The following is a 25,003-nucleotide window of genomic DNA, read 5'->3' as shown; positions in this document are numbered from 1 at the left end:
ATGCCGTCTTCGGCAAAGAGAAGAATGTTTCCATAGGGTTACCGTGCCGTTAACGCATAAACGCGCCGGTTAACGATTGTGGCCTATGCCTGCCGTTTCCGGCACCGGGGTGATCGCCTTGCCGTCGGAGAACCAGGCGATCAGGTTGTCGACCACGAGGTCGGCCATGGCGCGGCGGGTATGGACCGAAGCCGAGCCGATATGCGGCAACAGCACGGTGTTGGGCGCATCCAGCAGCGCCGGCGGAACGTTCGGTTCGTCGGCGAAGACGTCGAGTCCGGCGGCGGCGATGGTGCCATCGGCGAGTGCGGCGGCCAAGGCGGCCTCGTCCACCGTCGAGCCGCGGCCGATGTTGACGAAGACCCCGTCGGAACCGAGCGCCTTGAGAATGTCGGCATTGACGGCCTTCGCCGTCTGCGGCGTGCCGGGCACCACCGAAATCAGCGTGTCGACCGCCTCGGCCAGCCCCTTCAGCGTGGCGTGATAGGGATAGGAGACACCCTCGACCGGCCGGCGGTTGTGGTAGGCGACCGAAAGGCCGAACGCCTCCAGCCGGCGCGCGACCGCCATGCCGATGCGGCCCATGCCGAAAATGCCGACCTTGCGACCGCGCAGCGACAGCGGGCTGAGGCGATAGTTGCCCTTCGCCACCCAGTTGCCGGCGCGCAGCCAGGCTTCCGCCTTCGGCAGTTCGCGCACGGTCGCGATCAGCAGGCCGAGTGCCGTGTCGGCCACCTCCTCGGTCAGCACGTCCGGCGTGTTGGTGACCATGATGCCGTTGGCGCCCGCATGGCGGGCGTCGACGCCATCGTAGCCGACGCCGAAATTGGCGACGATCTCCAGCTTCGGCAGCGCCCTCATGAAATCCGGCCCCACCAGGCCGCCGGCGATGGCCGGCGAGGCGGCGATGCCGCGCACCGTCGCCTTCATCTCGTCGGTCAGGAGCGCCGCATCGATGGTGTCGATGGCCACCAGCCGGAACGTCTCGCCGATGCGCCTGACGGACTGCTCATGCAGCTTGCCGGGGATGAGGACGGTGACGGAACGAAGGTCGGCGGCCATGCCGGTTCTCCTGCGATATGGAATGGAATGCGAGGCGGGACGATGTGGCCCTCAGCGCCGCTCGACCGGGCGGCCGGTGGACTGGCGCACATGCAGCTCCGGTTTGATGAGGTCCTGCGAAATGTGCACCGGCTCGCCGTTCAGCTTGTCGAGCAGGGCGCTGGCGGCACGGCGACCGACCTCACGCTGGCCGTTCCAGACGGTGGTCAGCGCCGGCGTGGCGATCGCCGCCTCCTCGAGATCGTCGTAGCCGGTGACGGAAATGTCGATGCCCGGCACCAGCCCGGCGCGGGCGATGCCGTTCATCAGGCCGATGGCGACGAGGTCGTTCCAGCAGCAGGCGGCGGTCGGCTTGTCCTTCAGCGCCAGGAACTGGCCGGCGGCTTCGAAGCCGCCCTGCTTGGTGCGCGGGCCGGGAATGCGCCAGGCCGGCTTGATCTCCAGCCCGGCCGCCTGCATGGCGTTGACGTAGCCCTGATAGCGGTCGCGGCCGGTCGAGGTCTGGTCGGTGCCGCCGACCATGGCGATGCGGGTATGGCCGAGCGAGATCAGGTGATTGGTGGCGAGCGCCGTGCCGTAGGCGTCGTCGCCGCGGAACACCGGCACATGCGCGCCCTCGACGTCGCGGGCGATCAGCACGGCCGGCAGGCCGTTCTCCTCGGCCATGAGGATATCGGCGGCCGGCGTGTCGATGGCCGGCGACATGATGACGCCGTCGGCGCCGAGCTGCAGCAGCGTGTCGATGAAGGTGCGCTGCTTCTCCACCTGGTCGTAGTGGTTGGAAAGCAGGAAGGTTTGCCGGCTGCGGTCCAGCTCATGCTCGATGGAGCGCAGGATCTCGGCATAGAACGGGTTCATGATGTCGTGCACGACGACGCCGACGATGCCGGAGCGCGAGGTGCGCAGCGAGGCGGCGCGGCGGTTGTAGATGTAGCCGATCTCGCGCGCGTGTTCCTTGATCTTGTCACGCGTGGCGCTCGCCACCAGCGGGCTGTCGCGCAGCGCCAGTGAAACCGTCGCGGTCGAGACGCCGAGCGCGTCGGCAATGGTCGAAAGCTTGATCTTCTGTGCCAGCGCGCACTCTCCCCGCACCGCATTTAAACTGTTTAAATGCGGCTTATGCCATCTATCCGGGGCAAATCAAAGCTTTTTCGCCGGCCTGTGGATTTCGGCGGCGGGGCGCGGCGCGGGACAGCCTACGCCGCCGTCTCGACGACCGGCTCCGCAACGTCCTCGGCCTCGTCTTCGGCCAGTTCCGTCTCGCCGTCCGACAGGTTGGCCTCGATGCGGGCGAGCAGCTTGAACAGGGTCTTCTGCTCCTTCTTGTCGAGGCCCTTCAATGCCTGCTTCTCGGTCTTCTTCACCGATTTCTCGATGGCGTGGATGGCCTCGCGGCCGAGGTCGGTCAAAAAGATGTGCGCCTGGCGCGCATCCGAATTGGAGGCTCTCTTGTCGAGGAAACCCTGCGCCTGCAGGCGGTTGATCGTCTTGGTGATGGTGGGCGGGCGCACGCCCAGCCGCTCCGCCAGCGTGCCCGGCGTCTGGCCGTCCTCGCGGTCGAGCGCCAGCATGATCTGGTCCTGTCCGGCATAGAAGCCGTGCGCCAGAAGCCGCGCGGCGAGCGCGGTGCGCGCCAGCCTGGCGGCCGAATGCAGCCGGCTCATCGTCGCTGCCCTGTCTGCCTTGGCCATGGTCTTTCTCCTGAGGGCCGTCCGGCCACGATAGCCGCGACGGGCGCATTGGCAATCGGCGATGCGCGCCCGGCGCCGGCGGATAGTTTGCCGGCGCCTGCAGCGTACCGTCTGCTGCGCTCATGACAGATGATTATTTCAGTTAGATGACAAAGGAATTCCGCAGGCCCCGACGACGCCGATCATCGCCCGCTGGATCATCGCTTCGACCGTGCAAAAGCGCCGACGGCGTCCTATATGGAGCCCAACCTTCCAATTTTTCGAGGCCCATCATGAGCGAAGCCCAGACGCAAATCCCCGTCACCGTGCTCACCGGCTATCTCGGTTCCGGCAAGACGACGCTGCTCAACCGTATCCTGTCGGAGAATCACGGCCGGCGCTACGCCGTCATCGTCAACGAGTTCGGCGAGATCGGTATCGACAACGACCTGATCGTGGAATCCGACGAGGAAATCTACGAGATGAACAATGGCTGCGTGTGCTGCACGGTGCGCGGCGACCTGATCCGCGTGGTGGAGGGTCTGACGCGGCGGCCCGGCCGCTTCGACGCCATCGTGGTGGAAACCACGGGGCTGGCCGATCCCGTTCCCGTCGCCCAGACCTTCTTCATGGACGACGACGTCCGCTCCAAGACCAGGCTCGACGCCGTTGTGGCGCTGGTCGACGCCAAGCACCTGCCGCTGCGCCTGAAGGATTCGAAGGAAGCGGAAGACCAGATCGCCTTCGCCGATGTCGTCGTGCTGAACAAGACCGACCTCGTGACGCCGGAGGAACTCGCCGCCGTCGAGGCCACCGTGCGCGCCATCAACCCGACGGCGAAGATCCACCGCACCGAGCGCTCCGGCGTCGATCTCGCCAATGTTCTCGACCGCGGCGCCTTCGACCTGAAGCGGGCACTGGAGAACGATCCGCATTTCCTCGACGCCGAGGAGCATGACCACCATGATCACGATCATGACCACCACGATCATGACCACCACGGGCACGATCACGCGCACCCGTCCGCCATCCACGACGTGACGGTGCAGTCGGTGTCGCTGCGCGCCGGCGAGATGGATTCGAAGAAATTCTTCCCCTGGATCGAGAAGGTGACACAGCTGGAAGGCCCGAACATCCTCAGGCTCAAGGGCATCATCGCCTTCAAGGACGACCCCGACCGCTACGTGCTGCAGGGCGTCCACATGATCATCGAGGGCGACCACCAGCGCGCCTGGAAGGATGGCGAGAAGCACGAGAGCCGGCTGGTCTTCATCGGCCGCGACCTCGACGCCGAGCGGCTGCGCAAAAGCTTCGAGGCGTGCCAGGCGGCTTAATTTTCACCATCAGCGCCGCCCCTCACCTGCCTGCCGGCATCCTCTCCCCGTGAGAACAGGGAGAGGAGAGCAGTTGCGCCATCGGTGATTCCCCTCTCCCCGTCCTTACGGGGAGAGGGTAAGGGTGAGGGCAGCGCCAACATCGGATGGAATATCTTTCGTGCCCACAGTCGCCCCGCTTGACATCGATGGCCATTGCCTCGCCGCCGTCTTCCTCAACGACATCCCCTTCTTCGCCTTCGCCGACGGCGCAGTGCATCGGCTCGACCATGGCCACAAGACCGTGCGGGCCAATGACGGCCTGCTGTGCACCGCGCTCGACGCGGCGGCAAACCGGCTCATCACCGCCGGCGAGGACGGCAAGGTCTTTTCCGTCAAGGCCGACGGTACCGTCGAGGAACTGGCGAGCGCCGGCCGAAAGTGGATCACCAGCGTTGCCGCCGGCCCGCAGGGCGCGGTCGGCTATGGCGCGGGGCGCAATGCCTTCGTGCGCTTCGCCGACGGCAAGGTGAAGGAGTTTGCCCATCCCCGCTCGGTGGAAGGCATCGCCTTCGCGCCGAAGGGCATGCGAATCGCGGTCGCCCGCTACAACGGCGCGACGCTGCATTTTCCGGCCACCGACGGCAAGCCGACCGAGCTGGAATGGGCCGGCGCGCACACCGGCGCCACCTTCTCGCCTGACAGCGCCTTCCTCGTCACCACCATGCAGGAGAACGCCCTGCACGGCTGGAAACTCGCCGACGGCAAGCACATGCGCATGTTGGGCTATCCGGCCAAGGTGAAAAGCCTGTCGTGGTCGACCAAGGGCAAGTGGCTGGCGAGTTCCGGCGCGCCGGCGGCGATCGTCTGGCCCTTCCAGGGCAAGGACGGGCCGATGGGCAAGGCGCCGCTGGAACTCGGCACGCGCGGCGACGCCATGGTGACCTGCGTTGCCTGCCATCCCTCCGAGGAGGTGGTGGCGATCGGCTACGACGACGGCATGGTGCTGGCCTCGCGCTTCGCCGACCAGAAAGAGGTGCTGCTGCGCCGGCCGGGCAAGGGCGCCGTCACCGCGCTGATGTGGGACGGCGAAGGCCGCCGCATCGTCTTCGGCACCGCCACCGGCGACTGCGGCGTGATCGACATAGCGGGCTGACGGCGGCGGCTTTGAAAGTCACGCCTGCCGATGCTATGTTCGGCACGGAGACGAGCCATGAACAGCGTGCAAAGATTCGACGTCCGGCTTCCCGCCGAAATGGCGGAGGAACTTGAGCAAAAAGTACAATCGGGTGAATACGACTCCGTGCAGGATGCCCTGATAGAAGGCGCCCGCGCGCTTCTGCAGCGCGATGCCGACATCGACCGCTGGCTGCGTGAAGAAGTGGTGGCCGGACACGCGGAATATCTGTCCGACCCATCCTCGTCGATCCCGTCCGAAGGCGTTCTCGGCCGTATCAAAGCACGGCGGCAGGCACGCGCGACGAGATGAAAGTTGAATTCACGCTGCTTGCGGAACGGCAACTGGAAAATCTCTATAATTACATTGCAGACCACTCGAGCGAGCAGATCGCGGAAAGATACATCACTCGTATCGTGATTTCCTGCGAGAAGCTCGCCGAATTTCCCAATCGCGGAACCAGGCATGACGACATCCTGTCCGGTTTACGGACCGTAGGCTTCGAACGGCGCGTCACTATCGCCTTTCTGGTTTCACCAGATACCGTGTTGATCGAAGGCATTTTCTACGGCGGCCAGGATTTTGCGGCGAGGTTTAGGTCGTAATCCAAATTACCCTTTCACTTGATTGCGGTTTGCCTTGGCCATTGTCTAAAGTGCGGTGTGGGGGCCGATCCTGAATGCCTGCTGACCGACCGATCGCGACAAGGAGCGGCATAGACGCCGCGCGTATCGCAGAGCTTCGCGAGGCCGAGGCGGCTGTCTTCCGCAAGGCGCGGCCGAAAAGCGAGGCGCGCATCGGCAATGGCATCGAGGGCTTTTTCGGCGGCGTGCCGATGCACTGGATGAACGACTGGCCGACGCCTTTTCCCATCCTGGTCGAGAGCGCGAAGAGCGCTCGCATCACCGATATCGACGGCAATGCGCTGGACGATTTCTGCCTCGGCGACACCGGCTCGATGTTCGGCCATTCGCCGCCGCCTGTGGCCCGCGCCATCCGCCGGCAGGCCGCGCGCGGCTTGACCTACATGCTGCCATCAGAAGACGCGCTGGGGCTCGGGCGGCTTCTGGAGGCACATTTCGGCCTGCCGTTCTGGCAGATCGCCACCACCGCCACCGACGCCAACCGCTTCGCGCTGCGGGTGGCGCGCGCCGTCACCGGCCGCGACACAATCCTCGTCTTCAACGGCTGCTACCATGGCGCGGCCGACGAGACGATGGTGCGACTGCGGGACGGCAAACCGATCAACCGGCCCGGCCTTGCCGGTGAATTCCGCGACCTCACGGTGCGCACGAAGATCGTCGAGTTCAACGACATTCCGGCGCTGGAGGCGGCGCTTGCCGACAAGGACGTCGCCTGCGTCATCACCGAGCCGGTGCTGACCAACAGTTGCATGGTGCTGCCCGAACAGGGGTTCCATGCAACGCTGCGCGACCTGACGCGCAAGGCCGGCACGCTGCTGTTGATCGACGAGACGCACACCATTTCCTCCGGTCCCGGCGGCTACACCAAAGCCTTCGGGCTGGAGCCGGACCTGTTCGTGCTGGGCAAGCCGGTGGCTGGCGGCGTGCCGGCGAGCGTCTGGGGCATGAGCGGCGCGGTGGCCGACCGCTACGCCGCCTACAACCGCACGAAGGAACCCGGCTATTCCGGCATGGGCACGACGCTGTCGGCCAATCCGCTGCAGTTCGCCACCATGAAAGCGACGCTGGAGGAGGTGATGACGGAGGAAAACTACGCCCATATGACGCGGCTGGCGATGCGGCTGGACGCCGGACTGACCGCCGTCATCGACCGTTTTGGCCTGCCCTGGCACGTCGCCCGCGTCGGCGCACGGGTGGAGTTCATTTGCGCCCCCGGTCCGTTGAAGAACGGCGACGAGGCGGAAAGCGCGCACGCGCCGGAACTGGAAGCCGCCATCCATGTCGCGCTGGTCAACCGCGGCGCGCTGATCGCGCCCTTCCACAACATGATGCTGGTTTCGCCGGCCACGAAGGCGCGGCAGGTGGACCGGCTGATCTCAGCCTTCGCCGACGTTGCAGCGAAGATTTCGGTGTGAGACAAGCGGGCGAGACCAACCGAGAGCGATCATGACTTCCCCTTCCGGCTCGACGCCCGCCGAGGCGCAAGCCTTCCTCGAAGCCCATCCCGAGATCGAAGCCATCGACATCGTGCTGACCGACGCCAACGGCGTCGGCCGCGGCAAGATCGTGCGCCGGCACGAACTGGAAGCCATCTACAAAAACGGCCGGCACATGCCGATCTCCATCCTCGGCCTCGACATCACCGGCGAGGACGTGCACGAGACCGGGCTGATCTGGGCGACCGGCGACGGCGACCTGCGCGCCTGGCCGATCCCCGGCACGCTGGTGCCGCTCACCGGAACCAGTCCGGCGCGTGGCCAGGTGCTGATGGCCATGCACCATCTCGACGGCCAGGCCATGACCTCCGATCCGCGCCACGCGCTCGCTCGGCAGGTCGAGCGGTTGGCGGCGAAGGGCCTGCACCCGGCCGGCGCTTTCGAACTAGAATTCTTTCTGCTCGCCAACGAGCGCGACGCCGACGGCAAGGTACAGCCGGCGCGCGCCGTGCTCGACGGCAGGGCGAGCGGCAAAACGGAAGTCTATTCGGTCGATCACCTGCACGGCATGGAACCGCTGTTCTCCGACATCTACGCGGCGGCGAAGGCGCAAGGAATCCCAGCCGAGACCGTGATTTCGGAATATGCGCCTGGCCAGTACGAGCTGACGCTGAATTACCGCACCGACGTTCTGCGTGCCGCCGACGACCTCGTCATGCTGAAAAGGATCGTGCGGGCGCAGGCGCGCCGGCACGGCGTCGCCGCCTGTTTCATGGCCAAGCCGATCGAGAAATACGCCGGCTCCGGCATGCATTTCCACGTCTCGCTGGTAGACGGCGCCGGCCGCAACATCTTTGCAGAAAAGGACGGCGAAGGCTGGAAGCCGGAACTGCTGCACGCGCTCGGCGGATTGGCCGATACGATGGCCGAATCCATGCTGGTGTTCGCCCCGCACGCCAACTCCTGGCGGCGCTTCGTTTCGCAGTCCTACGCGCCGGTGGCGCCGACCTGGGGCGTCAACAACCGCTCGGTGGCGCTGCGCGTGCCGGCCGGCGAGGTCAAGGCGCGGCGCATCGAGCACCGGCCGTCCGGCGTCGACGCCAACCCCTATCTGGTCGCCGCCACCGTGCTGGCCGGTATCGCCAAGGGGCTGGACGAGAAGCTAGACCCCGGCCCCGAAACCACCGGCAACGGCTACGAGGCGACGAGCGAAGCCGGGAGGGCGATGCCGGTGGACTGGCGCGCTGCGATCGAGGCGGCCAAGGCGTCGGAATTCCTGAAAAGTGCGCTCGGGCCGGACCTGCACCGGACGTTCACCGAGATCAAGCACGCGGAATATCTGCGCGTGGCGCGCACGGTGAGCGAGCTGGACTATCACCTCTACCTGCACGAGGTCTGAGAGCATCGTGGGAACCAAGCTCGCCTCCCGCCATTGCACAGGTGGAGGTCGAAGATGGCAAGCCGTGCAGAACTCACCGTGGCAGACGACAGCGCGACATTGGCCGAGGTCCGCGAGGCGGCCGAGGACTGCCGCCGCTGCCCGCTGTGGCGCAATGCCACGCAGACCGTGTTCGGCGAGGGGCCGGACAGCGCCGAGGTCGTCTTCGTCGGCGAACAGCCGGGCGACCAGGAGGACATTGCCGGCAAACCGTTCGTCGGGCCGGCCGGCAGGGTGTTCGACGCCATCCTCGAAGAAGCCGGCATCGCGCGGCAGAAGACCTACGTCACCAATGCGGTGAAGCACTTCAAGTTCGAGCCACGCGGCAAGCGACGCATCCATTCCAAGCCGAATGCCGGCGAGATTCAGGCCTGCCGCTGGTGGCTGGACAAGGAACTCGACCTCATCCGGCCGAAGCTCGCCGTGGCGCTAGGCGCGACGGCGGTGCAGTCGCTGCTCGGCAAGGCCCTGCCGGTGAAGAAGACGCGCGGCGAGACGATCGAGCGCGCGGACGGATTGGCGGTGTTCGTCACCGTCCACCCCTCCTTCCTCCTGCGCATCCGCGACGAGGCCAGCAAGCGGGCCGAGCGGGCTAGATTTTTAAAGGATATGAAGGCGGTGAAGGCTCTGATGGAATGATGTGCGTCCTTCGAGGCTCGCTCCGCTCGCACCTCAGGATGAGGACCGTTGGTTGTCGGCCTTTCCGCTCATGGCGGCGGCACAACTCCCTCATCTCAAGGCACAATTTTCCTCATCTTGTAACTGGTGCACGACCTCCCTCATCCTGAGATGCGAGCGGAGCGAGCCTCGAAGGACGTACGATAAGTCTACCGCACCAGGATCGCCCTGAGATCGTTGACGTTCGTTCCGGTTGGGCCGGGCACGAAAAGGCCGCCGACTGCGTTGAACGCCGTCCAGGCGTTGTTGTTGCTGAGCATGGCCTTGGCGTCGACGCCGGCGGCGCGCATGCGGGCGACCGTCGTGCCGTCGCAGAAGGCGCCGGCATTGTCCTCGGAGCCGTCGATGCCGTCGGTATCGGCGGCGAGCGCGTGGATGCCTTCCACCCCGTCGATGCCGACGGCGAAGGCGAGCAGGAATTCCGAATTGCGGCCGCCCTTGCCCTTGGCCCTGAGCGTCACCGTCGTCTCGCCGCCGGAGAGGATCAGCACCGGCTTGCGGAACGGCCGATTGCGCGCCGCGACCTCGCGGGCGATGGCCGCGTGGACGGAACCGACCTCGCGCGCCTCGCCCTCGATGGCGTCGGACAGGATGACCGCCTCGATGCCCTGCCGCTTCGCCTCTGCGGCGGCCGCCTCCAGCGATACGGCGGCGGAGGCGATCAGATGCACCTCGTTGCGGGCAAACTTTTCGTCGGCCGGCTTCGGTGCTTCGGAAGCGGGCGTTTCGATATGCGCCATGACGGCATCGGGGAGCTTCATGCCGTAGGCGGCGATCGCGGCCAGCGCCTCGGCACGGCCTGCTTCGTCCGGCACGGTCGGACCGGAAGCGACGAGCGCGGGAATATCGCCGGGAATATCGGAGACGATCAGCGACACCACCCTGGCCGGCCATGCGGCGGCGGCCAGCCGCCCGCCCTTGATGGTCGAGACGTGCTTGCGGATGGCGTTCATGGCCGAGATCGGAGCGCCGGAGGCCAGCAACGCCTCGTTGACGGCGATCTCGTCGGCCAGCGTCAGGCCGGGCGCCGGCGCCGGCAGCAGCGCCGAGCCGCCGCCGCAGACCAGCGCCACGACCAGATCGTCCTCGCTCAGGCCGGAAACGGTTTCCAGCAGCCGGCGCGAAGCCTTCAGGCCGTTCTCGTCCGGCACCGGATGCGCGGCCTCGATCACCTCGATGCGGCTGGTCGCAGCACCATAGCCGTAGCGAGTGACGACGACGCCTTGCAGCGGGCCGTCCCACGCCTTCTCGAAAGCGGCGGCCATCTGCGCCGCGCCCTTGCCGGCGCCGACGACGACGGTCTTGCCTTTCGGCTTCGCCGGCAGATGGGCGCGGATGGTCTTTTCCGGATCGGCGGCGGCGACAGCGGCCTCGAAGACGGACGTCAGGAAGGATTTTGGATTGAAGGTCACGCCGAAAAATCCTCGCTTCGCAAACCGGCCGCCGGCCGGAGCCGCCCCTCACCTGCCTGCCGGCATCCTCTCCCCGTAAACGGGGCGAGGAAGGAGGCTGCGACGGCGCGGCCAGTCCCCTTCTCCCCGTTCACGGGGAGAAGGTGCCGGCAGGCGGATGAGGGGCGGCGCGGCATTTCAGGCATCATTTGCCGGCAATGCCAGCGCCCCGGCGTCCTTGCCGAGATGCGCGCACAGCGCCTCCACCACCAAGCCGTGATCGTCACGCTCCGGCAGGCCGGAGACGGCGATAACGCCGACGACGCCGGCATTCCTCACCGTTGCCGGAAAACCGCCGCCGGCCAGAACGTAGTCGGCGCTATCCAGCCCCTCGCCCGGCTTGAAGGTGCGGTCTGGCCGCTGCTGCTCGAGCACCATGCGGTAGGTGCTTTTCAGGAAGCGCTTCACCACGTTGATCTTGCGGCGCGCCCAGTCCGGATTGGAGGCATTCGAGCCCGGCATGGCGGCGTAGAACAGCGGCCGGTCGAAGGTGCGGATATCGACGATGATCGGCAGCTTTTCCCTGAGCGCCCGCTCGCGGATCGCCGTGCCGAGCGAGAAGGCGACGGCCTCGTCGAAGCGGTCGAAGACAAGTTCGGCTTCCTGCCGCTTGATGGTCTGGATGTCGTCGCTCACGGCCATGGTCTTTCCCCGATCGGCCTCCGCTTTGACCGACAACCCAGCCGCGGTCAAGCCGCGGCGGTCACCATATCGCTCTTCGCCGGCCGGCCCGAAACGTAGACCTCGCGCACCGTGCGGTCGTCACCCAGCGTCTGGAGAAGAAAAAGCTCCTCGGCCAGCGTTGCCACCGTCTCCATCCTGAGCCGCATCGCCGGAATGGCGCCGGCGTCCAGCACGACGATGTCGGCCTCGGTGCCCTCCTCCAGCGTGCCGATGCGGTCTACCAGCGACAGCGCCTCGGCGTTGCCGCGTGTGATCTGCCAGAAGGACTGGAACGGGTTGAGCTTCTCGCCCTGCAGGGCGATCACCTTGTAGGCCTCGTCCATGGTGCGCAGCATGGAATAGTTGGTGCCGCCGCCGACATCGGTGGCGGCGGCGATGCGCAGCGGCTTTTCGCGGCTGCGATAGCGCTGGTAGTCGAACAGGCCCGAACCGAGGAACAGGTTCGAGGTCGGGCAGAAGACGGCGACCGAGCCGCTGTCGGACAGCGCGTCGGCCTCGCGCTCCGACAGGTGGATCGAGTGGCCGAACAGGCTTCTTTTCCCAAGCAGGCCGTAGCGCGCGTAGACGTCGGTGTAGTCCTTGGCCTCGGGGTAGAGTTCGCAGGTATAGGCGATCTCGGCATGGTTTTCCGACAGGTGCGTCTGCATATGCAGGTTGGGGAATTCCTTCACCAGCGCGCCGGCCATTTCCATCTGCTCGGGCGAGGAGGTGATGGCGAAGCGCGGCGTGATCGCCACATGCTGGCGGCCCTTGCCGTGCCACTCCGAAATCACCGTCCTGGTGTCGTCATAGCCGGATTGCGGCGTGTCGAGCACGCCGTCCGGCGCATTGCGGTCCATCATCACCTTGCCGGCGATGTTGAGCATATCGCGGGCGTGGCTCTCCTCGAAGAAGGCTTCGGCGGAGGCCTTGTGCACCGAGCAGTAGGCGACGGTGGAGGTCGTGCCATGGCGCACCATCTCATCCAGGAACAGGCGGGCGATGCGGCGGCCGTGCTGGGCGTCGCGGAACTTCGTCTCTTCCGGGAAGGTGTAGGTGTTCAGCCAGTCGAGCAGTTCGGCGCCGTAGCTGGCGATGACCTGCATCTGTGGGAAGTGCACATGCGTGTCGATGAAACCCGGCAGGATGAGATGCGGGCGATGGTCGACCGTTTTCACACCTTCGCCGACCTTCTTCGCAACCTCGGTGTAGGTGCCGGCGGCGACGATCCTGCCGTCGCGGATCAAGAGCGCGCCGTCTTCCTCATAGGCGTAGGCGGCATGGTCGTCGATGGTTTCGGGCCAGCGGTTGAAGGAGAGCGTGCGGCCACGCAGGAGAAGTTCGGTCATTTCGCTGTCGTCTCTTTTCCAGCCCCTTCGAACCACGTCACCAGCAGGGCGCGCTCCTGGTCGGAGATCTGCGTGACGTTGGCCGGCGGCATGGCGTGGCTGCGGCCGGCCTGGAGGTAGATTTCGCGGGCGTTGTTGGCGATGCCGGCGTCGGTGTCGAGCATCACGCCCTTCGGCGCATGGTAGATGCCTTCCCAGGAAGGCTCGGCGGCATGGCACATGGCGCAGCGGCCCATCACCGTGTCGCGCACCTTGGAAAACTCGGCCGAGGCGATCAGCGGCGCAGCACTCGCGGTCACCTTCGGCTCACCGGTCAGCACCTTCGGCGCGGTCGACAGCCAGATGATGATGACGAACAGGATGGCGGTGGCGAGCCAGGTCCAGGTCGGGTTGCCCTTCCGGGCATGCATCGAGTTGAAATAATGGCGGATCAGCACGCCCATCATGAACACCAGCGAGGCGATGATCCAGTTGAACTCGGTGCCGAACGCCAGCGGGTAGTGGTTCGACAGCATAAGAAACAGCACCGGCAGGGTCAGGTAGTTGTTGTGCAGCGAGCGCTGCTTGGCGATCTTGCCGTATTTCGGGTCCGGCTTGCGGCCGGCGATCAGGTCGGCGACGACGATCTTCTGGTTCGGGATGATGACCATGAAGACGTTGGCCGACATGATGGTGGCGGTGATGGCGCCCAGATGCAGGAAGGCGGCGCGGCCGGTGAACAGGTGCGTCATCCCCCAGGCCATGAAGACGAGGATGACGTAGAGCAGGATCATCAGGCCTGTGTCGGCCTTGCCGATCAGCCAGCGGCACAGCAGGTCGTAGACGATCCAGCCGCCGGCGAGGCAGCAGAGCGAGATGAGGATGCCGACCGGCACCGAGACGTCGAGCACGTTCGGGTCGATGAGGAAGAGGTCGGCGCCGGCATAGTAGACGATCGCCAGCATGGCGAAGCCGGAAAGCCAGGTCATGTAGCTTTCCCACTTGAACCAGGTCAGGTGCTCCGGCATCTCGGCCGGCGCCACCAGGTATTTCTGGATGTGGTAGAAGCCGCCGCCATGCACCTGCCATTCCTCGCCGAAGGCGCCGGCGGGCAGGCCGGGACGCTGGCGCAGACCGAGGTCGAGCGCAACGAAATAGAAGGACGAGCCGATCCAGGCGATGCCGGTGATGACATGCAGCCAGCGTACGGCGAAAGCCAGCCAGTCCCAGAAGATGGCGAAATCGAGCATGCCCCGTCCTCCTCAACGAGAGGCCGACTTTACGGCCTGCCGCGCAAACGGAAAGATGCAAGCCACACGATGACTTTCAAAAAAAGATAGAAAATACTAGGCTCACTCCAAATCGGCGCGGAGGGAGCCGCTTCGCATGGCCTATCTCGACAACATCGCCGTCTTCGTCCGCGTCGTCGAACTCGGCAACCTGTCGGCCGCCGGGCGCGACATGCGCATTTCGCCGGCGGTGGCCTCCAACCGAATCAAGGAACTGGAAAAGCATCTGGGGGTGCGGCTGTTCAACCGCACGACGCGGCAGCTGATGCCGACCGAGCACGGCACCGTCTTCTACACCGGCGCCAAGCAGGTGCTGGATTCCATCACCGAGGCGGAAGCGGCGGTGGCGGCCCTTTCCGGCCAGCCGCGCGGCACCATCAGGGTCACGGCGCCGCTCGGGCTGGGGCGCCGGCTGATCGCTTCCGGCATTCCGGACTTCCACGACAAGTACCCCGACATCGAGGTCAGGCTGAGGCTCTCCGATCACAATGTCGATATCCTGAAAGAGGGCATCGACGTCGCCTTCAGGCTCGGCGTCATCGAGGATTCCTCGCTCAGGATGCGCGGCATCATGGAGTGCGAGCGGGTGCTGGTGGCGGCGCCGAAATACTTGGAGGCGCGCGGCGAGCCGACCGATCTGGGCGAACTGATCTCGAAGAAGCACGATTGCCTGATGCTGCGCTATCCCGGCAGCAAGGAATTCTTCTGGATGCTGCAGACGCCGCAAGGCCCGCATAAACTGGAGGTGCACGGCCCCTTCGACAGCGACGACGGCGATGTGCTGACCGGCTGGGCGCTGGCCGGGCGCGGCATCATCAACAAACCGCGCTTCGAGGTCGAGCCCTATCTGCGCGACGGCCGGCTGAAGGTCATCCTGACCGGGACGCCGCCGACGCCGGTGCAGTTCGCCGCCGTCTACCCACACAAGAAACTGCAGGACCCGAAGGTGCGGCTGCTGCTCGACTTCATGGCCGAGCGCTGCCAGCGGCTGATCCGCGACCTGCTGGCCGGGCGCTGACGGAACCCGGCGCCGGGCAGCGGCGTTATCGCTTGCGCGGGGGCGCCATGCCCCTCTCCATGCCGTTGCCTTCCTGATGCGGCGATCGCCGCCACATGCCTTACCGACGAGGATATCCCATGGACACCATCACGACCCGGAACGACCTGAAGTCCAACGCCAAGAAGGTGTCGATCGAACTGCTCAACGCGCGGCTGGCCGACGCCATCGACCTGGCGCTGATCACCAAGCAGGCACACTGGAACATCAAGGGTCCGCAGTTCATCGCCATCCATGAGATGCTGGACACGTTCCGCACGGAGCTGGACGTCCATGTCGACACCATCGCCGAACGCGCGGTGCAGCTTGGCGGTACGGCTTTCGGCACCTCGCAAGTGGTGGCCGAAAAGACCACGCTGAAGCCCTATCCGACCGACATCCACAAGACCAAGGACCACCTGGCCGCGCTGATCGACCATTATGCGGCGGTGGCCAAGGGGGCGCGTACCGCGATCGAGGAAGCCGACGAGGCGGGCGACGCCGACACCGCCGACATCTTCACCGCCTATTCGCGCGCGCTCGACAAGTCGCTGTGGTTCCTGGAGGCGCACACGCAGGAGAAGGAGTGAGGGTCCGGTCCGTCCGCAGGGCGGATCAAGAGGTCCGGCGGACCTTTTGAAGGAGCCGAACGCCCGAGGCCGTAGCCGAGGGCTGGCGAGGCTTCACCTGTCGGTGCGTCCTTCGAGGCTCGCTCCGCTCGCACCTCAGGATGAGGACCGTTTGACGAGAACCTCAACAGAATGGCGTCAGCGGCCTGCCCCTCCCTTTCCGTGGCGTTGGCGTTCAACCTTCCTGCTCAGTGACGCAGGCACCAACTTCCCTCATCCTGAGGTGCGAGCGGAGCGAGCCTCGAAGGACGCACCCGACTTCGTGTCCTCGGCAGCCGCGCCAAGTCCGTGCAGCGCCAGCGCCGTCATCATCTCGGCGGCGGCGAGCGCCGCGATGACGGGTGGGCGCTTGTCCTTCACCGCCTCACCGCCGATGGGCGAGACGAGGCGCGCAAACTCTTTCTCCGAGCCGCAGGCGGTCTTCAGGAACCAGCTTTTGAACGTGGCTTTCTTCGTCTTCGAGCCGATCATGCCGACATAGGCGGCGTCGGCCCGCTTCAGCGCCTCGGCGACGATGAGGAAATCCAGCGCATGGTCGTGGGTGAGCACGGCGAAGGCCGAGCCGGCCGGCGCCTCACGCACCGCTGCTTCCGGCATCGGCGTCAGCAGCGTCTCGACGCCTTCAGGCATCCCTTCCAGCTCCTCGGCGCGGGTCTCGACAACGACGGCGTGCACCGGCAGCAGGGCGACCGCAGCCGCCAGCGCCTTGCCGACATGGCCGCCGCCGAAGATGTAGAGATGCGGCAGGCGTTGCTCCTGCCTCTCGGCCGCCGCGATCAGGCCGGCGGCAACAGCGGCGTCGACCGGGCGGATCGCCACCTCTACGCGACCGCCGCAGCACTGGCCGATCTCGGGACCGAGGGGAATGTCTAGGGTGGCGCAGACCTCGTGGATGTCGAAGCGCATGCCGCCGACAAGGCCGGCGTCATTACCCCCACCCCTAACCCCTCCCCGCAAGGGGGAGGGGGACTTGGCATGCGGCAGCTTCCCCTCCCCCTTGCAGGGAGGGGTTAGGGGTGGAGGTGAAGCGGGAAGGTTGCGCAGCACCTGCCGCGCCTTGTCGATGGCCATGTATTCGAGCTGGCCGCCGCCGATGGTGCCATGGATGGCGGCGGCCGACACCAGCATGAAGGCGCCCGTCTCGCGCGGCGTCGAACCCTTGGTGGCGGCGACCTCGACAAGCGCCACCGGCCCGGTGTCCCGAAGAAAATCCTTCAGATCCTGCACATTCGTCGTCATCTCCGGCCTCCACGGACCAGGACTGCACGTTCCATCAATATAGGCCCTGATCGCCGGCGGCGCTATTTCGCCGCTTCCGCCTTCAGCCGCTCGACCGCCATCAGCACGCGCTCGGGCGTCGCCGGGGCGTCGAGGCGTGGACAGATCCTGTGGTCGGCGACGCTGGCGACGGCATCCGACAGCGCATGCAGCACGGAAAGCCCAAGCGGTAGCGGCGGTTCGCCCACCGCCTTGGAGCGGTGGACAGTCGGCTCGTAGGCCTGGCTCCAGTCGGTCAGCGCCACGTTGAAGACCTTCGGCCGGTCGGAGGCCAGCGGGATCTTGTAGGTGGAAGGTGCATGGGTACGCAGCCGGCCCTTGCCGTCCCACCACAGTTCCTCGGTGGTCAGCCAGCCCATGCCCTGGATGAAGCCGCCCTCGACCTGGCCGATGTCGATGGCCTTGTTCAGCGAGCGGCCGGTGTCATGCAGGATATCCGTGCGTTCCACGACGTATTCGCCGGTCAGCGTATCCACCGAGACTTCCGAGCAGGCCGCACCATAGGCGAAGTAATAGAAGGCGTGGCCCTTGCCCTTGGCACGGTCCCAGTGGATCTTCGGCGTCTTGTAGAAACCGGCGGCCGAAAGCTGGACGCGGGCCAGATAGGCCTGCCGCACCAGTTCGTTGAAGGAAATCTCCTGGTTGCCGATGCGCACGCGGTTGGGCAGGAACACCACCTGGTCGCGCGGGATCTGGTGCGTCTCGGCGGCGAAGTCGATCAGCCGGTCCTTGATCTGGCGGGCGGCATCCTGCGCCGCCATGCCGTTCAGGTCGGCGCCGGAGGAGGCGGCGGTCGGCGAGGTGTTCGGCACCTTGCCGGTGGTCGTGGCGGTGATCTTCACCCGATCGATATCGATCTGGAATTCCTCGGCCACCACCTGCGCCACCTTCATGTGCAGGCCCTGGCCCATCTCGGTGCCGCCGTGGTTCATGTGCACCGAACCATCGGTGTAGACATGCACCAGCGCGCCGGCCTGGTTGGATTCCGTCTTGGTGAAGGAGATGCCGAACTTCACCGGCGTCAGCGCCAGGCCGCGCTTGACGAAGCGGCTGTTGGCGTTGAAGGCGGCGATCTCGCGGCGGCGGCGGGCGTAGTCCGAACTTTCCTCCAGCTCGGCGACGATGCGCTGGATGATGCAGTCCTCGACCTTCTGGTGGTAGGGCGTGACGTTACGGCTGCCCTTCGCCCCCATCTCGTCGTAGAAATTGAGCTTGCGGATTTCCAGCGGATCCTTGCCGACCGCAAAGGCGATCTCGTCGATGACGCGCTCGGCGCCAACCATGCCCTGCGGGCCGCCGAAGCCGCGGAAAGCGGTGTTGGAGACGGTGTTGGTGAACAGCGGCGCCGACTTCGCATGGACGTGCGGGAAGAAATAGGCGTTGTCGCAGTGAAACAGCGCGCGGTCGCCGACCGGGCCGGAAAGGTCGGCCGAGAAGCCGGCTCGAAGCGCGAAGGTGTAGTCGATGGCGAGGATGCGGCCCTCGTCGTCGAAGCCGACGTCGTAGTCGATGGCGAAGTCGTGCCGCTTGCCGGTGGCGGTCATGTCCTCGTCGCGGTCGAGCCTCAGCTTGACGGCGCGCTTCAGCTTTTTGGCGGCGATTGCCGCCAGCACGGCGCACTGGTTGGCCTGCGTTTCCTTGCCACCGAAGCCGCCGCCCATGCGGCGCACCTCCACCGTCACCGCATGGCTCGGCACGCCGAGCGCATGGGCGATCATGTGCTGCGTCTCGCTCGGCCCCTGCGTCGAGCAATGGACGGTGACGTCGTCGTCCTCGCCGGGCACGGCCAGCGAGACCTGGCCTTCGAGATAGAAATGGTCCTGCCCGCCGAGCCGCATGCGGCCCTTGATGCGGCGCGGCGCTTTTTCGAGGTTGGCCTTGGCGTCGCCGCGGTCGAGGATCAGCGGGGTCGTCACCTGTTTGTGCGTTTCGGCGTCGAGATTCCAGATGTCGATGACGGCGTCGAGTTCCCGGTATTCGATCTTCGCCAGCCGTGCGGCGCGGCGCGCCTGGTCGCGTGTCTCGGCGACGACGCAGAACACAGGCTGGCCGTGGAACAGCACCTCGCCGTCGGCGAGGATCGGGTCGTCGTGCATACCGGACGGCGAGATGTCGTTGTCGCCCGGCACGTCCTTCGCCGTCAGCACGGCGACGACGCCGGGGGCTGCCTTCACCGCAGAAAGGTCGATCGACTTGATCTTGCCGTGCGCGACGGTGGCGAGGCCGAGGCCGGCATGCAGCGTGCCGGCGGGCTCGGTGATGTCGTCGATGTAGACGGCCGTGCCGGAGACGTGCTTGTGGGCGGAATCATGGGTGTTGGAGGCATGGACGCCGCCGACGATCCTGGCTGCCTGGAGGTTGGGCGTGTGCTTGGTCATGATCTATGCCGCCTCGTAGCGCGAAACCTGCACCGGCGCCTTCGTGCCGGTGGTCTCGACATAGAACCGCAGGAGCAGGTTGCGGGCCGCCAGCGTGCGATAGTCGGCGGTGGCGCGCATGTCTGTGAGCGGCGCAAAATCCTCGGCGTATTTTTCCATCGCCGCCAGCACGGTTTCTTCCGTCCACGCCTTGCCGATCAACGCCTTCTCGACCGCGGAGGCCCGCTTCGGCGTCGCCGCCATGCCGCCATAGGCAATGCAGATGGCCTTTACCGTGCCGTCCTTAGCCAAGGTCAGGCGAAATGCCCCAAGCGCTGCCGTGATGTCCTCGTCGCGGCGCTTGGTGATCTTGTAGACGGCGAATTTCTCGCCCTTGACCGGCACCGGAACCTGGACGCTCTCGACGAACTCGCCCGGCTTGCGGTCCTGCTTGCCGTAGGCGATGAAGAATTTTTCCAAGGGAATCGTGCGGCGGCGGCCGCCCTTGCGCAACGTCAGCGTCGCACCCAGCGCGATCAGCGGCGGCGGCGTGTCGCCGATGGGCGAGCCGTTGGCGATGTTGCCGCCGATGGTGCCCATATTGCGCACCTGCTGGCCGCCGATGCGCTCGATCAGCGGCCCGAGCGCCGGAATACGCTTCGCCAGAAGCCCGAGCGCGTCGGTGTAGGTGACGCCGGCGCCGATGGTGACGACGCCCTTGTCCTCGGTGATGGACTGCAGGCCTTCCAGCCCGCCGATGAAGATGACCGGCGTGATGTCGCGCATATGCTTGGTCACCCACAGGCCGACGTCGGTCGAGCCGGCGACGACGGTGGCCTCGGGCAGCGCGTCGCGCAGCCGGGCGAAATCGTCGACGTCGGCCGGCACGATCAGCCGGTGTTTTCCATCGCCGATCTCGACGCGCGCGCCGTCACGCAGGGCGGTGAGCCGCTGCATGATCGCCTTACGCTCGGCCAGCAGCGGGTCCTTCGATGCCTTACCGTAGGTGGAGATGGCGTGCGCGGCCCGCATGATCGCCTCGTAGCCGGTGCAGCGGCACAGGTTGCCCTGCAACGCCTTCTCGATCTCGGCGTTCGACGGATCGGGCGACTTCATCCACAGGCCGTAGAGCGACATGACGAAGCCCGGCGTGCAGAAGCCGCATTGCGAGCCGTGGAAATCGACCATCGCCTGCTGCACCGGATGCAGGTGGCCACCCTCGCCGGCCAGATGCTCGACCGTCACCACATGGGTGCCGTCGAGCGAACCGAGGAAGCGGATGCAGGCATTGACGCTTTCGTAGACGAGCCGGCCGGCGGAAAGCCGGCCGACCAGCACCGTGCAGGCGCCACAGTCGCCTTCCGCGCAGCCTTCCTTGGTGCCTTTCAAGGAGCGCGACAAGCGCAGGAAATCGAGCAGCGTCTCATCCGGCGCCACGGTGTTCAGCGCCACGTCCTGACCGTTGAGGATGAAACGCAGTTGCGAGCGGATCTTCGTCTTCGCCATGGTCAGCTCCCCCTGTAGGTGGAGTAGCTGTAGGGCGAGATCAGCAGCGGCACATGATAGTGCTTTTCCTCCGCCATGCCGAAGCGGATCGGCACGATATCGAGAAAGGCCGGTTCGGGCAGCGTGGTTCCTTGTGCGCGCAGATAGGCGCCGGCGGAAAAGACCAGCTCGTATTCGCCCTTGCGGAATTCGGCGCCGGCCAGAAGCGGCGCGTCGCAACGGCCGTCGTCATTGGTGACGACGCTTTTGAGGTGGGTGCGGTCGTTGCCGGAAATGCGGTACAGCTCTATGGACAGGCCGGCCGCCGGCTTGCCCGTGGCCGTATCCAGCACGTGGGTAGTAAGCCGCCCACCTGCTGTATGATCTCCCGTCAACTGCCGCCTCCCTTCACGGTACAATCGAACACGGTAATGTAATGTGCCGGCATTAAATGCCAAGGACGAGGCCCGGTCGAGCGGAGACCGACAAAAACACTTTCAAAAATTTCGATGGGATAGTGATTGTGGCTTTCGGCTATCCTTCGAGCCAGTCTGGCAAGGCCAGAGGAGGGATCATGCGGTACGTCAGGGACATGCGCGGCTACGGAGCCAATCCGCCGGACCCGAAATGGCCGGGCGGCGCCAATGTCGCGGTCCAGTTCGTCGTCAACTACGAGGAAGGCGGCGAGAACTGTATCCTGCACGGCGACAAGGCGTCCGAAGCCTTCCTGTCGGAGATCACCGGCGCCCAGCCATGGCCGGGCCTGCGCCACTGGAACATGGAATCCATCTACGAATACGGCTCGCGCGTCGGCTTCTGGCGGCTGCACCGGCTGTTCACCGGCCAGAACGTGCCGGTCACGGTCTATGGCGTCGCGGCGGCGCTGGCCCGCTCGCCCGACCAGGTGGCGGCCATGCAGGCGGCCGGCTGGGAAATCGCCTCGCACGGGTTGAAGTGGATCGACTACCGCGATCATTCGCCCGAAGACGAGCGGCGCGACATCGAGGAAGCGATCCGGCTGCACACGGAAGTGACCGGGCAGCGCCCGACCGGCTGGTACACCGGCCGATCCTCCGAAAACACGGTCCCTCTCGTGGCCGAGGCGGGCGGCTTCGCCTACTGCTCCGACACCTATGACGACGAATTGCCCTACTGGCTCGACCATGACGGCCACGGCCATGCCATGGAGCCGCTGCTGATCATCCCCTACACGCTGGACGTCAACGACATGCGCTTCGGCATCCAGGCGGGCTTCTCCAACGGCGAGCAGTTCTTCACCTACATGAAGGACACGTTCGACACGCTCTACGAAGAGGGCAAGGATGGGCGGCCGCGCATGATGACGGTCGGCCTGCATTGCCGCCTGATCGGCCGTCCCGGCCGTTTCGGCGCTCTGAAGCGCTTCATCGAATACGTCAAGAGCCACGACAAGGTGTGGCTGCCGCGGCGCATCGACATCGCCGACCACTGGCGCGCCACCCACCCCTACAAGGCGCCGGCGCTGCGCCCGTCGACGATGGAGTTCGAGGATTTCGTGCATCGCTTCGGTGGCGTCTTCGAGCACTCGCCGTGGATTGCCGAACGTGCCTACGAACTGGAGCTCGGACGTTCCCACGACACCGCGACCGGCCTGCACAACGCGCTCTGCCGCATCTTCCGCTCGGCGAGCGAGGCCGAGAAGCTTAGCGTGCTGAAGGCGCATCCGGACCTCGCCGGCCGGCTGGCGGCGGCCAAGCGACTGACGCCGGAATCGGCCAAGGAGCAGGCTTCCGCCGGGCTCGACGCGCTGACCGACGCCGAGCGCGAATTGTTCACCAAACTCAACGCAGCCTACGTCACCACCTTCGGCTTCCCCTTCATCATCTCGGTGAAGGGCCGCGGCAAGGACGACATCCTGCACGAATTCGAGAAGCGCATCGGCAACAGCCGGCCGCAGGAATTCGCCACCGCCTGCGCCCAGGTCGAGCGCATCGCCCTGCTCAGGCTCAAGGACATTCTTCCCTAACAGGTCTTCACCCATGGACATGACCAATATGGCCAAGCGCAGCTATTACGCACCGAAGGGCGGCCTGCCGCCGCAGAGCGACCTCATCAGCGACCGAGCCGTGTTCACGCAAGCCTATGCGGTGATCCCGAAGCGCGAATTCTCCGATATCGTCGCCAGCTTCCTGCCGTTCTGGGACAAGACGCGGCTGTGGGTGATCGCACGGCCGCTCTCGGGCTTCGCCGAGACCTTCTCGCAATATATCATGGAAGTTCAGGCGGGCGGCGGCAGCGACCGGCCGGAGCCGGACACCGGCGCCGAGGGCGTGCTGTTCGTCGTCGAGGGCGAGGTGACGGTGACGGTGGCCGGCAAGAGCCACCGGCTGACGCCGGGCGGCTACGCCTACCTGCCGCCGAAAAGCGGCTGGAGCCTGCGCAACGAGGGCGGCGAGACGGCGCGCTTCCACTGGGTGCGCAAGGCGTACGAGCCCGTCGACGGGCTGGATGCGCCCGACCCGCTGTTCCTCAACGAGAACGATATCGCGCCGCTGACCATGCCGGATACGGGCGGCGGCTGGGCGACAACGCGCTTCGTCGATCCGGCGGACCTGCGCCACGACATGCACGTCACCATCGTGACGCTGACGCCCGGCTCGGTCATTCCCTTCCCCGAGACGCATGTCATGGAGCACGGCCTCTACGTGCTGGAAGGAAAGGCCGTCTACCGGCTCAACCAGGACTGGGTGGAGGTGGAAGCCGGCGACTTCATGTGGCTGCGCGCCTTCTGCCCGCAGGCCTGCTATGCCGGCGGGCCGGGCAACTTCCGCTACCTTCTCTACAAGGACGTGAACCGCCACGCCCGGCTGGGCGGCTTCGGGCGCTGACGATGAGCAAGGTCATCACCGCCCAGCCCCTTACCCGCGCGAGCTTCGCGCCGTTCGGCGAGGTGATCGACTTCGACACCGACAGCCACTATCCAATCAACAACGGCCGCTGCGAGCGCTACCACGCGCTGGTGAAGCCGGAAGCGGCCGGGCCGAACGGCCATGTGCTGGTCAACCTGTTCCGCGGCACGCCCTATGATTTTCCGCTGGCGCTCACCATGGTCGAGCGCCATCCGTTCGGCAGCCAGGCCTTCATTCCGCTGTCGCCGCGCCCCTTCGTCGTGGTGGTGTGTCCCAACGGGCCGGACGGTCCGGGCGAGCCGGCCGCCTTCCTGACCGCACCCGGACAGGGCGTGAACTATCCGCGCGGCCTGTGGCACGGCGTGCTGACGCCAGTGGGTGCGCCCCAGGATTTCGTCGTCGTCGACCGCGGCGGCGACGGCTCGAACGTCGAGGAGTTCTACTTCTCCCATCCCTACGAGGTGCGCCTGCCGGAGGGCTTCGCGCCGTGACCGACGTCTCGCTGATCGACCGCCTGCTCGACGTCATCGAGGACGACATCGTGCCGAAAACGGCCGAGGGCGTGGCGCACGGCAACAAGCTGTTCGGCGCCGCCATTCTGAGGAAGGACGACCGCTCGCTGGTCATCGCGGAGACCAACAACGAGACCGAGAACCCGCTGTGGCACGGCGAGGTACATTGCCTGAAGCGCTTCTACGAGATGCCGAAGGCCGAGCGCGTCGACACCGGCGACGCCATCTTCCTCGCCACGCACGAGCCCTGTTCGCTCTGCCTGTCGGCCATCACCTGGACCGGTTTCGACAATTTCTACTACCTGTTTTCCCACGAGGATTCGCGCGACAGCTTCGCCATCCCGCACGACCTGAAGATCCTGAAGGAGGTCTTCACGCTCGATCCCGGCGGCTACAATGCCGAGAACGCCTACTGGAAAAGCTTCTCCATCCGCCGGCTGGTGCGGGCGCTGCCCGAGGCGGAGCGCGAGCGGCTGGAGGCGCGCATCGCGGCGATTTCAGACCGTTACGACGCACTTTCCGGCACTTACCAGGCCAGCAAGGCGGACAACGACATTCCCCTGAACTGATTCCCAGCCAGGGCAGAGGCGGCGGATCGTTCCAGAGCCGGCAAGGCCTGCCGCGACAATGTCGCTATCGGCGCATTGGTCCAAACACGACACACCATTT

Annotated in this window: 24 protein-coding genes; 13 read left to right on the top strand and 11 right to left on the bottom strand. The window is 66.0% G+C overall.

Features of this window, described 5'->3' with window-relative positions; all coding sequences use genetic code 11:
• Positions 1–69: 69 nt before the first annotated feature.
• The 3 genes from FGU64_RS17365 to FGU64_RS17355 all read right to left on the bottom strand — a co-directional run bounded on the left by FGU64_RS17365 (position 70) and on the right by FGU64_RS17355 (position 2,753).
• Entirely contained in the window at positions 70–1,062 is a 993-nt protein-coding gene (locus tag FGU64_RS17365) for a 2-hydroxyacid dehydrogenase (RefSeq protein ID WP_139954308.1), read from the bottom strand.
• Positions 1,063–1,113: 51 nt separating this feature from the next.
• Entirely contained in the window at positions 1,114–2,136 is a 1,023-nt protein-coding gene (locus FGU64_RS17360; protein WP_139955429.1) for a LacI family DNA-binding transcriptional regulator, read from the bottom strand.
• A 122-nt stretch (positions 2,137–2,258) separates the two neighbouring features.
• Positions 2,259–2,753, bottom strand: a complete 495-nt coding sequence (locus FGU64_RS17355) for a MarR family transcriptional regulator (RefSeq protein WP_139954307.1) — start codon at positions 2,751–2,753, stop codon at positions 2,259–2,261.
• A gap of 272 nt (positions 2,754–3,025) precedes the next feature.
• Between FGU64_RS17355 and FGU64_RS17350 the strand changes: the two genes are divergently transcribed.
• From FGU64_RS17350 to FGU64_RS17320, 7 genes are all read left to right on the top strand, one after another.
• Positions 3,026–4,066, top strand: a complete 1,041-nt coding sequence (locus tag FGU64_RS17350; RefSeq protein WP_139954306.1) for a GTP-binding protein — start codon at positions 3,026–3,028, stop codon at positions 4,064–4,066.
• A 160-nt stretch (positions 4,067–4,226) separates the two neighbouring features.
• Positions 4,227–5,201, top strand: a complete 975-nt coding sequence (locus FGU64_RS17345; protein WP_139954305.1) for a WD40 repeat domain-containing protein — start codon at positions 4,227–4,229, stop codon at positions 5,199–5,201.
• 57 nt (positions 5,202–5,258) lie between these two features.
• Positions 5,259–5,534, top strand: a complete 276-nt coding sequence (locus FGU64_RS17340) for a type II toxin-antitoxin system ParD family antitoxin (protein WP_139954304.1) — start codon at positions 5,259–5,261, stop codon at positions 5,532–5,534.
• Entirely contained in the window at positions 5,531–5,827 is a 297-nt protein-coding gene (locus tag FGU64_RS17335; protein ID WP_139954303.1) for a type II toxin-antitoxin system RelE/ParE family toxin, read from the top strand. The genes FGU64_RS17340 and FGU64_RS17335 overlap by 4 nt, the downstream gene beginning before the upstream one ends.
• Before the next feature lie 74 nt (positions 5,828–5,901).
• Positions 5,902–7,281: an aspartate aminotransferase family protein gene (locus FGU64_RS17330; protein WP_139954302.1), complete on the top strand. Its 1,380-nt coding sequence runs from the start codon at positions 5,902–5,904 to the stop codon at positions 7,279–7,281.
• A gap of 31 nt (positions 7,282–7,312) precedes the next feature.
• Complete coding sequence (locus tag FGU64_RS17325; protein WP_139954301.1) at positions 7,313–8,701, top strand: glutamine synthetase family protein; 1,389 nt, start codon at positions 7,313–7,315, stop codon at positions 8,699–8,701.
• A 54-nt stretch (positions 8,702–8,755) separates the two neighbouring features.
• Positions 8,756–9,379, top strand: a complete 624-nt coding sequence (locus tag FGU64_RS17320; protein ID WP_139954300.1) for a UdgX family uracil-DNA binding protein — start codon at positions 8,756–8,758, stop codon at positions 9,377–9,379.
• 188 nt (positions 9,380–9,567) lie between these two features.
• Here FGU64_RS17320 and FGU64_RS17315 read toward each other — a convergent pair whose 3' ends face one another.
• The 4 genes from FGU64_RS17315 to FGU64_RS17300 form a co-directional block, all read right to left on the bottom strand.
• Positions 9,568–10,830, bottom strand: a complete 1,263-nt coding sequence (locus FGU64_RS17315; RefSeq protein WP_139954299.1) for a glycerate kinase — start codon at positions 10,828–10,830, stop codon at positions 9,568–9,570.
• 177 nt (positions 10,831–11,007) lie between these two features.
• Positions 11,008–11,511 (bottom strand): heme-degrading domain-containing protein, encoded by a 504-nt coding sequence (locus FGU64_RS17310; protein WP_139954298.1) that lies wholly within the window; start codon positions 11,509–11,511, stop codon positions 11,008–11,010.
• 47 nt (positions 11,512–11,558) lie between these two features.
• On the bottom strand, positions 11,559–12,881 hold the full coding sequence (gene guaD, locus FGU64_RS17305) for a guanine deaminase (RefSeq protein ID WP_139954297.1): 1,323 nt from the start codon (positions 12,879–12,881) through the stop codon (positions 11,559–11,561).
• Complete coding sequence (locus tag FGU64_RS17300) at positions 12,878–14,110, bottom strand: urate hydroxylase PuuD (protein ID WP_139954296.1); 1,233 nt, start codon at positions 14,108–14,110, stop codon at positions 12,878–12,880. Before FGU64_RS17300 ends, guaD begins: the two co-directional genes overlap by 4 nt.
• Before the next feature lie 136 nt (positions 14,111–14,246).
• On the opposite strand from FGU64_RS17300, the gene FGU64_RS17295 reads away from it, so the two are divergent.
• Together FGU64_RS17295 and dps are read left to right on the top strand one after the other, a co-directional pair.
• Positions 14,247–15,167 (top strand): LysR family transcriptional regulator, encoded by a 921-nt coding sequence (locus FGU64_RS17295; RefSeq protein WP_136354686.1) that lies wholly within the window; start codon positions 14,247–14,249, stop codon positions 15,165–15,167.
• 119 nt (positions 15,168–15,286) lie between these two features.
• Entirely contained in the window at positions 15,287–15,775 is a 489-nt protein-coding gene (gene dps / locus FGU64_RS17290) for a DNA starvation/stationary phase protection protein Dps (RefSeq protein ID WP_139954295.1), read from the top strand.
• 252 nt (positions 15,776–16,027) lie between these two features.
• Here the strand turns inward: dps and xdhC are convergent, their stop codons facing one another.
• The 4 genes from xdhC to uraH form a co-directional block, all read right to left on the bottom strand.
• Positions 16,028–17,053: a xanthine dehydrogenase accessory protein XdhC gene (xdhC, locus tag FGU64_RS17285; protein WP_139954294.1), complete on the bottom strand. Its 1,026-nt coding sequence runs from the start codon at positions 17,051–17,053 to the stop codon at positions 16,028–16,030.
• A gap of 62 nt (positions 17,054–17,115) precedes the next feature.
• Positions 17,116–19,470: a xanthine dehydrogenase molybdopterin binding subunit gene (gene xdhB, locus FGU64_RS17280; RefSeq protein WP_139954293.1), complete on the bottom strand. Its 2,355-nt coding sequence runs from the start codon at positions 19,468–19,470 to the stop codon at positions 17,116–17,118.
• 3 nt (positions 19,471–19,473) lie between these two features.
• Positions 19,474–20,955 (bottom strand): xanthine dehydrogenase small subunit, encoded by a 1,482-nt coding sequence (xdhA, locus tag FGU64_RS17275; RefSeq protein WP_139954292.1) that lies wholly within the window; start codon positions 20,953–20,955, stop codon positions 19,474–19,476.
• A 2-nt stretch (positions 20,956–20,957) separates the two neighbouring features.
• On the bottom strand, positions 20,958–21,329 hold the full coding sequence (uraH, locus tag FGU64_RS17270; RefSeq protein ID WP_139954291.1) for a hydroxyisourate hydrolase: 372 nt from the start codon (positions 21,327–21,329) through the stop codon (positions 20,958–20,960).
• A gap of 179 nt (positions 21,330–21,508) precedes the next feature.
• On the opposite strand from uraH, the gene puuE reads away from it, so the two are divergent.
• The 4 genes from puuE to FGU64_RS17250 are packed head-to-tail and all read left to right on the top strand — an operon-like array spanning position 21,509 to position 24,903.
• Positions 21,509–22,939 (top strand): allantoinase PuuE, encoded by a 1,431-nt coding sequence (puuE, locus tag FGU64_RS17265; RefSeq protein WP_139954290.1) that lies wholly within the window; start codon positions 21,509–21,511, stop codon positions 22,937–22,939.
• Positions 22,940–22,967: 28 nt separating this feature from the next.
• A complete protein-coding gene (locus FGU64_RS17260; RefSeq protein WP_139955428.1) occupies positions 22,968–23,801 on the top strand; it encodes a bifunctional allantoicase/(S)-ureidoglycine aminohydrolase in 834 nt (277 codons plus the stop codon).
• A 2-nt stretch (positions 23,802–23,803) separates the two neighbouring features.
• Positions 23,804–24,313 carry an ureidoglycolate lyase gene (locus FGU64_RS17255; protein WP_139954289.1) on the top strand — a complete coding sequence of 170 codons (510 nt, stop codon included), beginning with the start codon at positions 23,804–23,806 and terminating at the stop codon, positions 24,311–24,313.
• The gene (locus FGU64_RS17250) at positions 24,310–24,903 is read left to right on the top strand and encodes a nucleoside deaminase (RefSeq protein WP_139954288.1); all 594 of its coding nucleotides are present in this window, start codon (positions 24,310–24,312) and stop codon (positions 24,901–24,903) included. Before FGU64_RS17255 ends, FGU64_RS17250 begins: the two co-directional genes overlap by 4 nt.
• The last annotated feature ends 100 nt before the right edge of the window (positions 24,904–25,003 follow it).

The sequence above is a fragment of the Mesorhizobium sp. 8 genome (assembly GCF_006351905.1).
Lineage (GTDB): Bacteria > Pseudomonadota > Alphaproteobacteria > Rhizobiales > Rhizobiaceae > Mesorhizobium > Mesorhizobium composti.
Note: the sequence above shows the minus strand (reverse complement) of the source record. Positions and strands in the feature narration are given on the sequence as shown.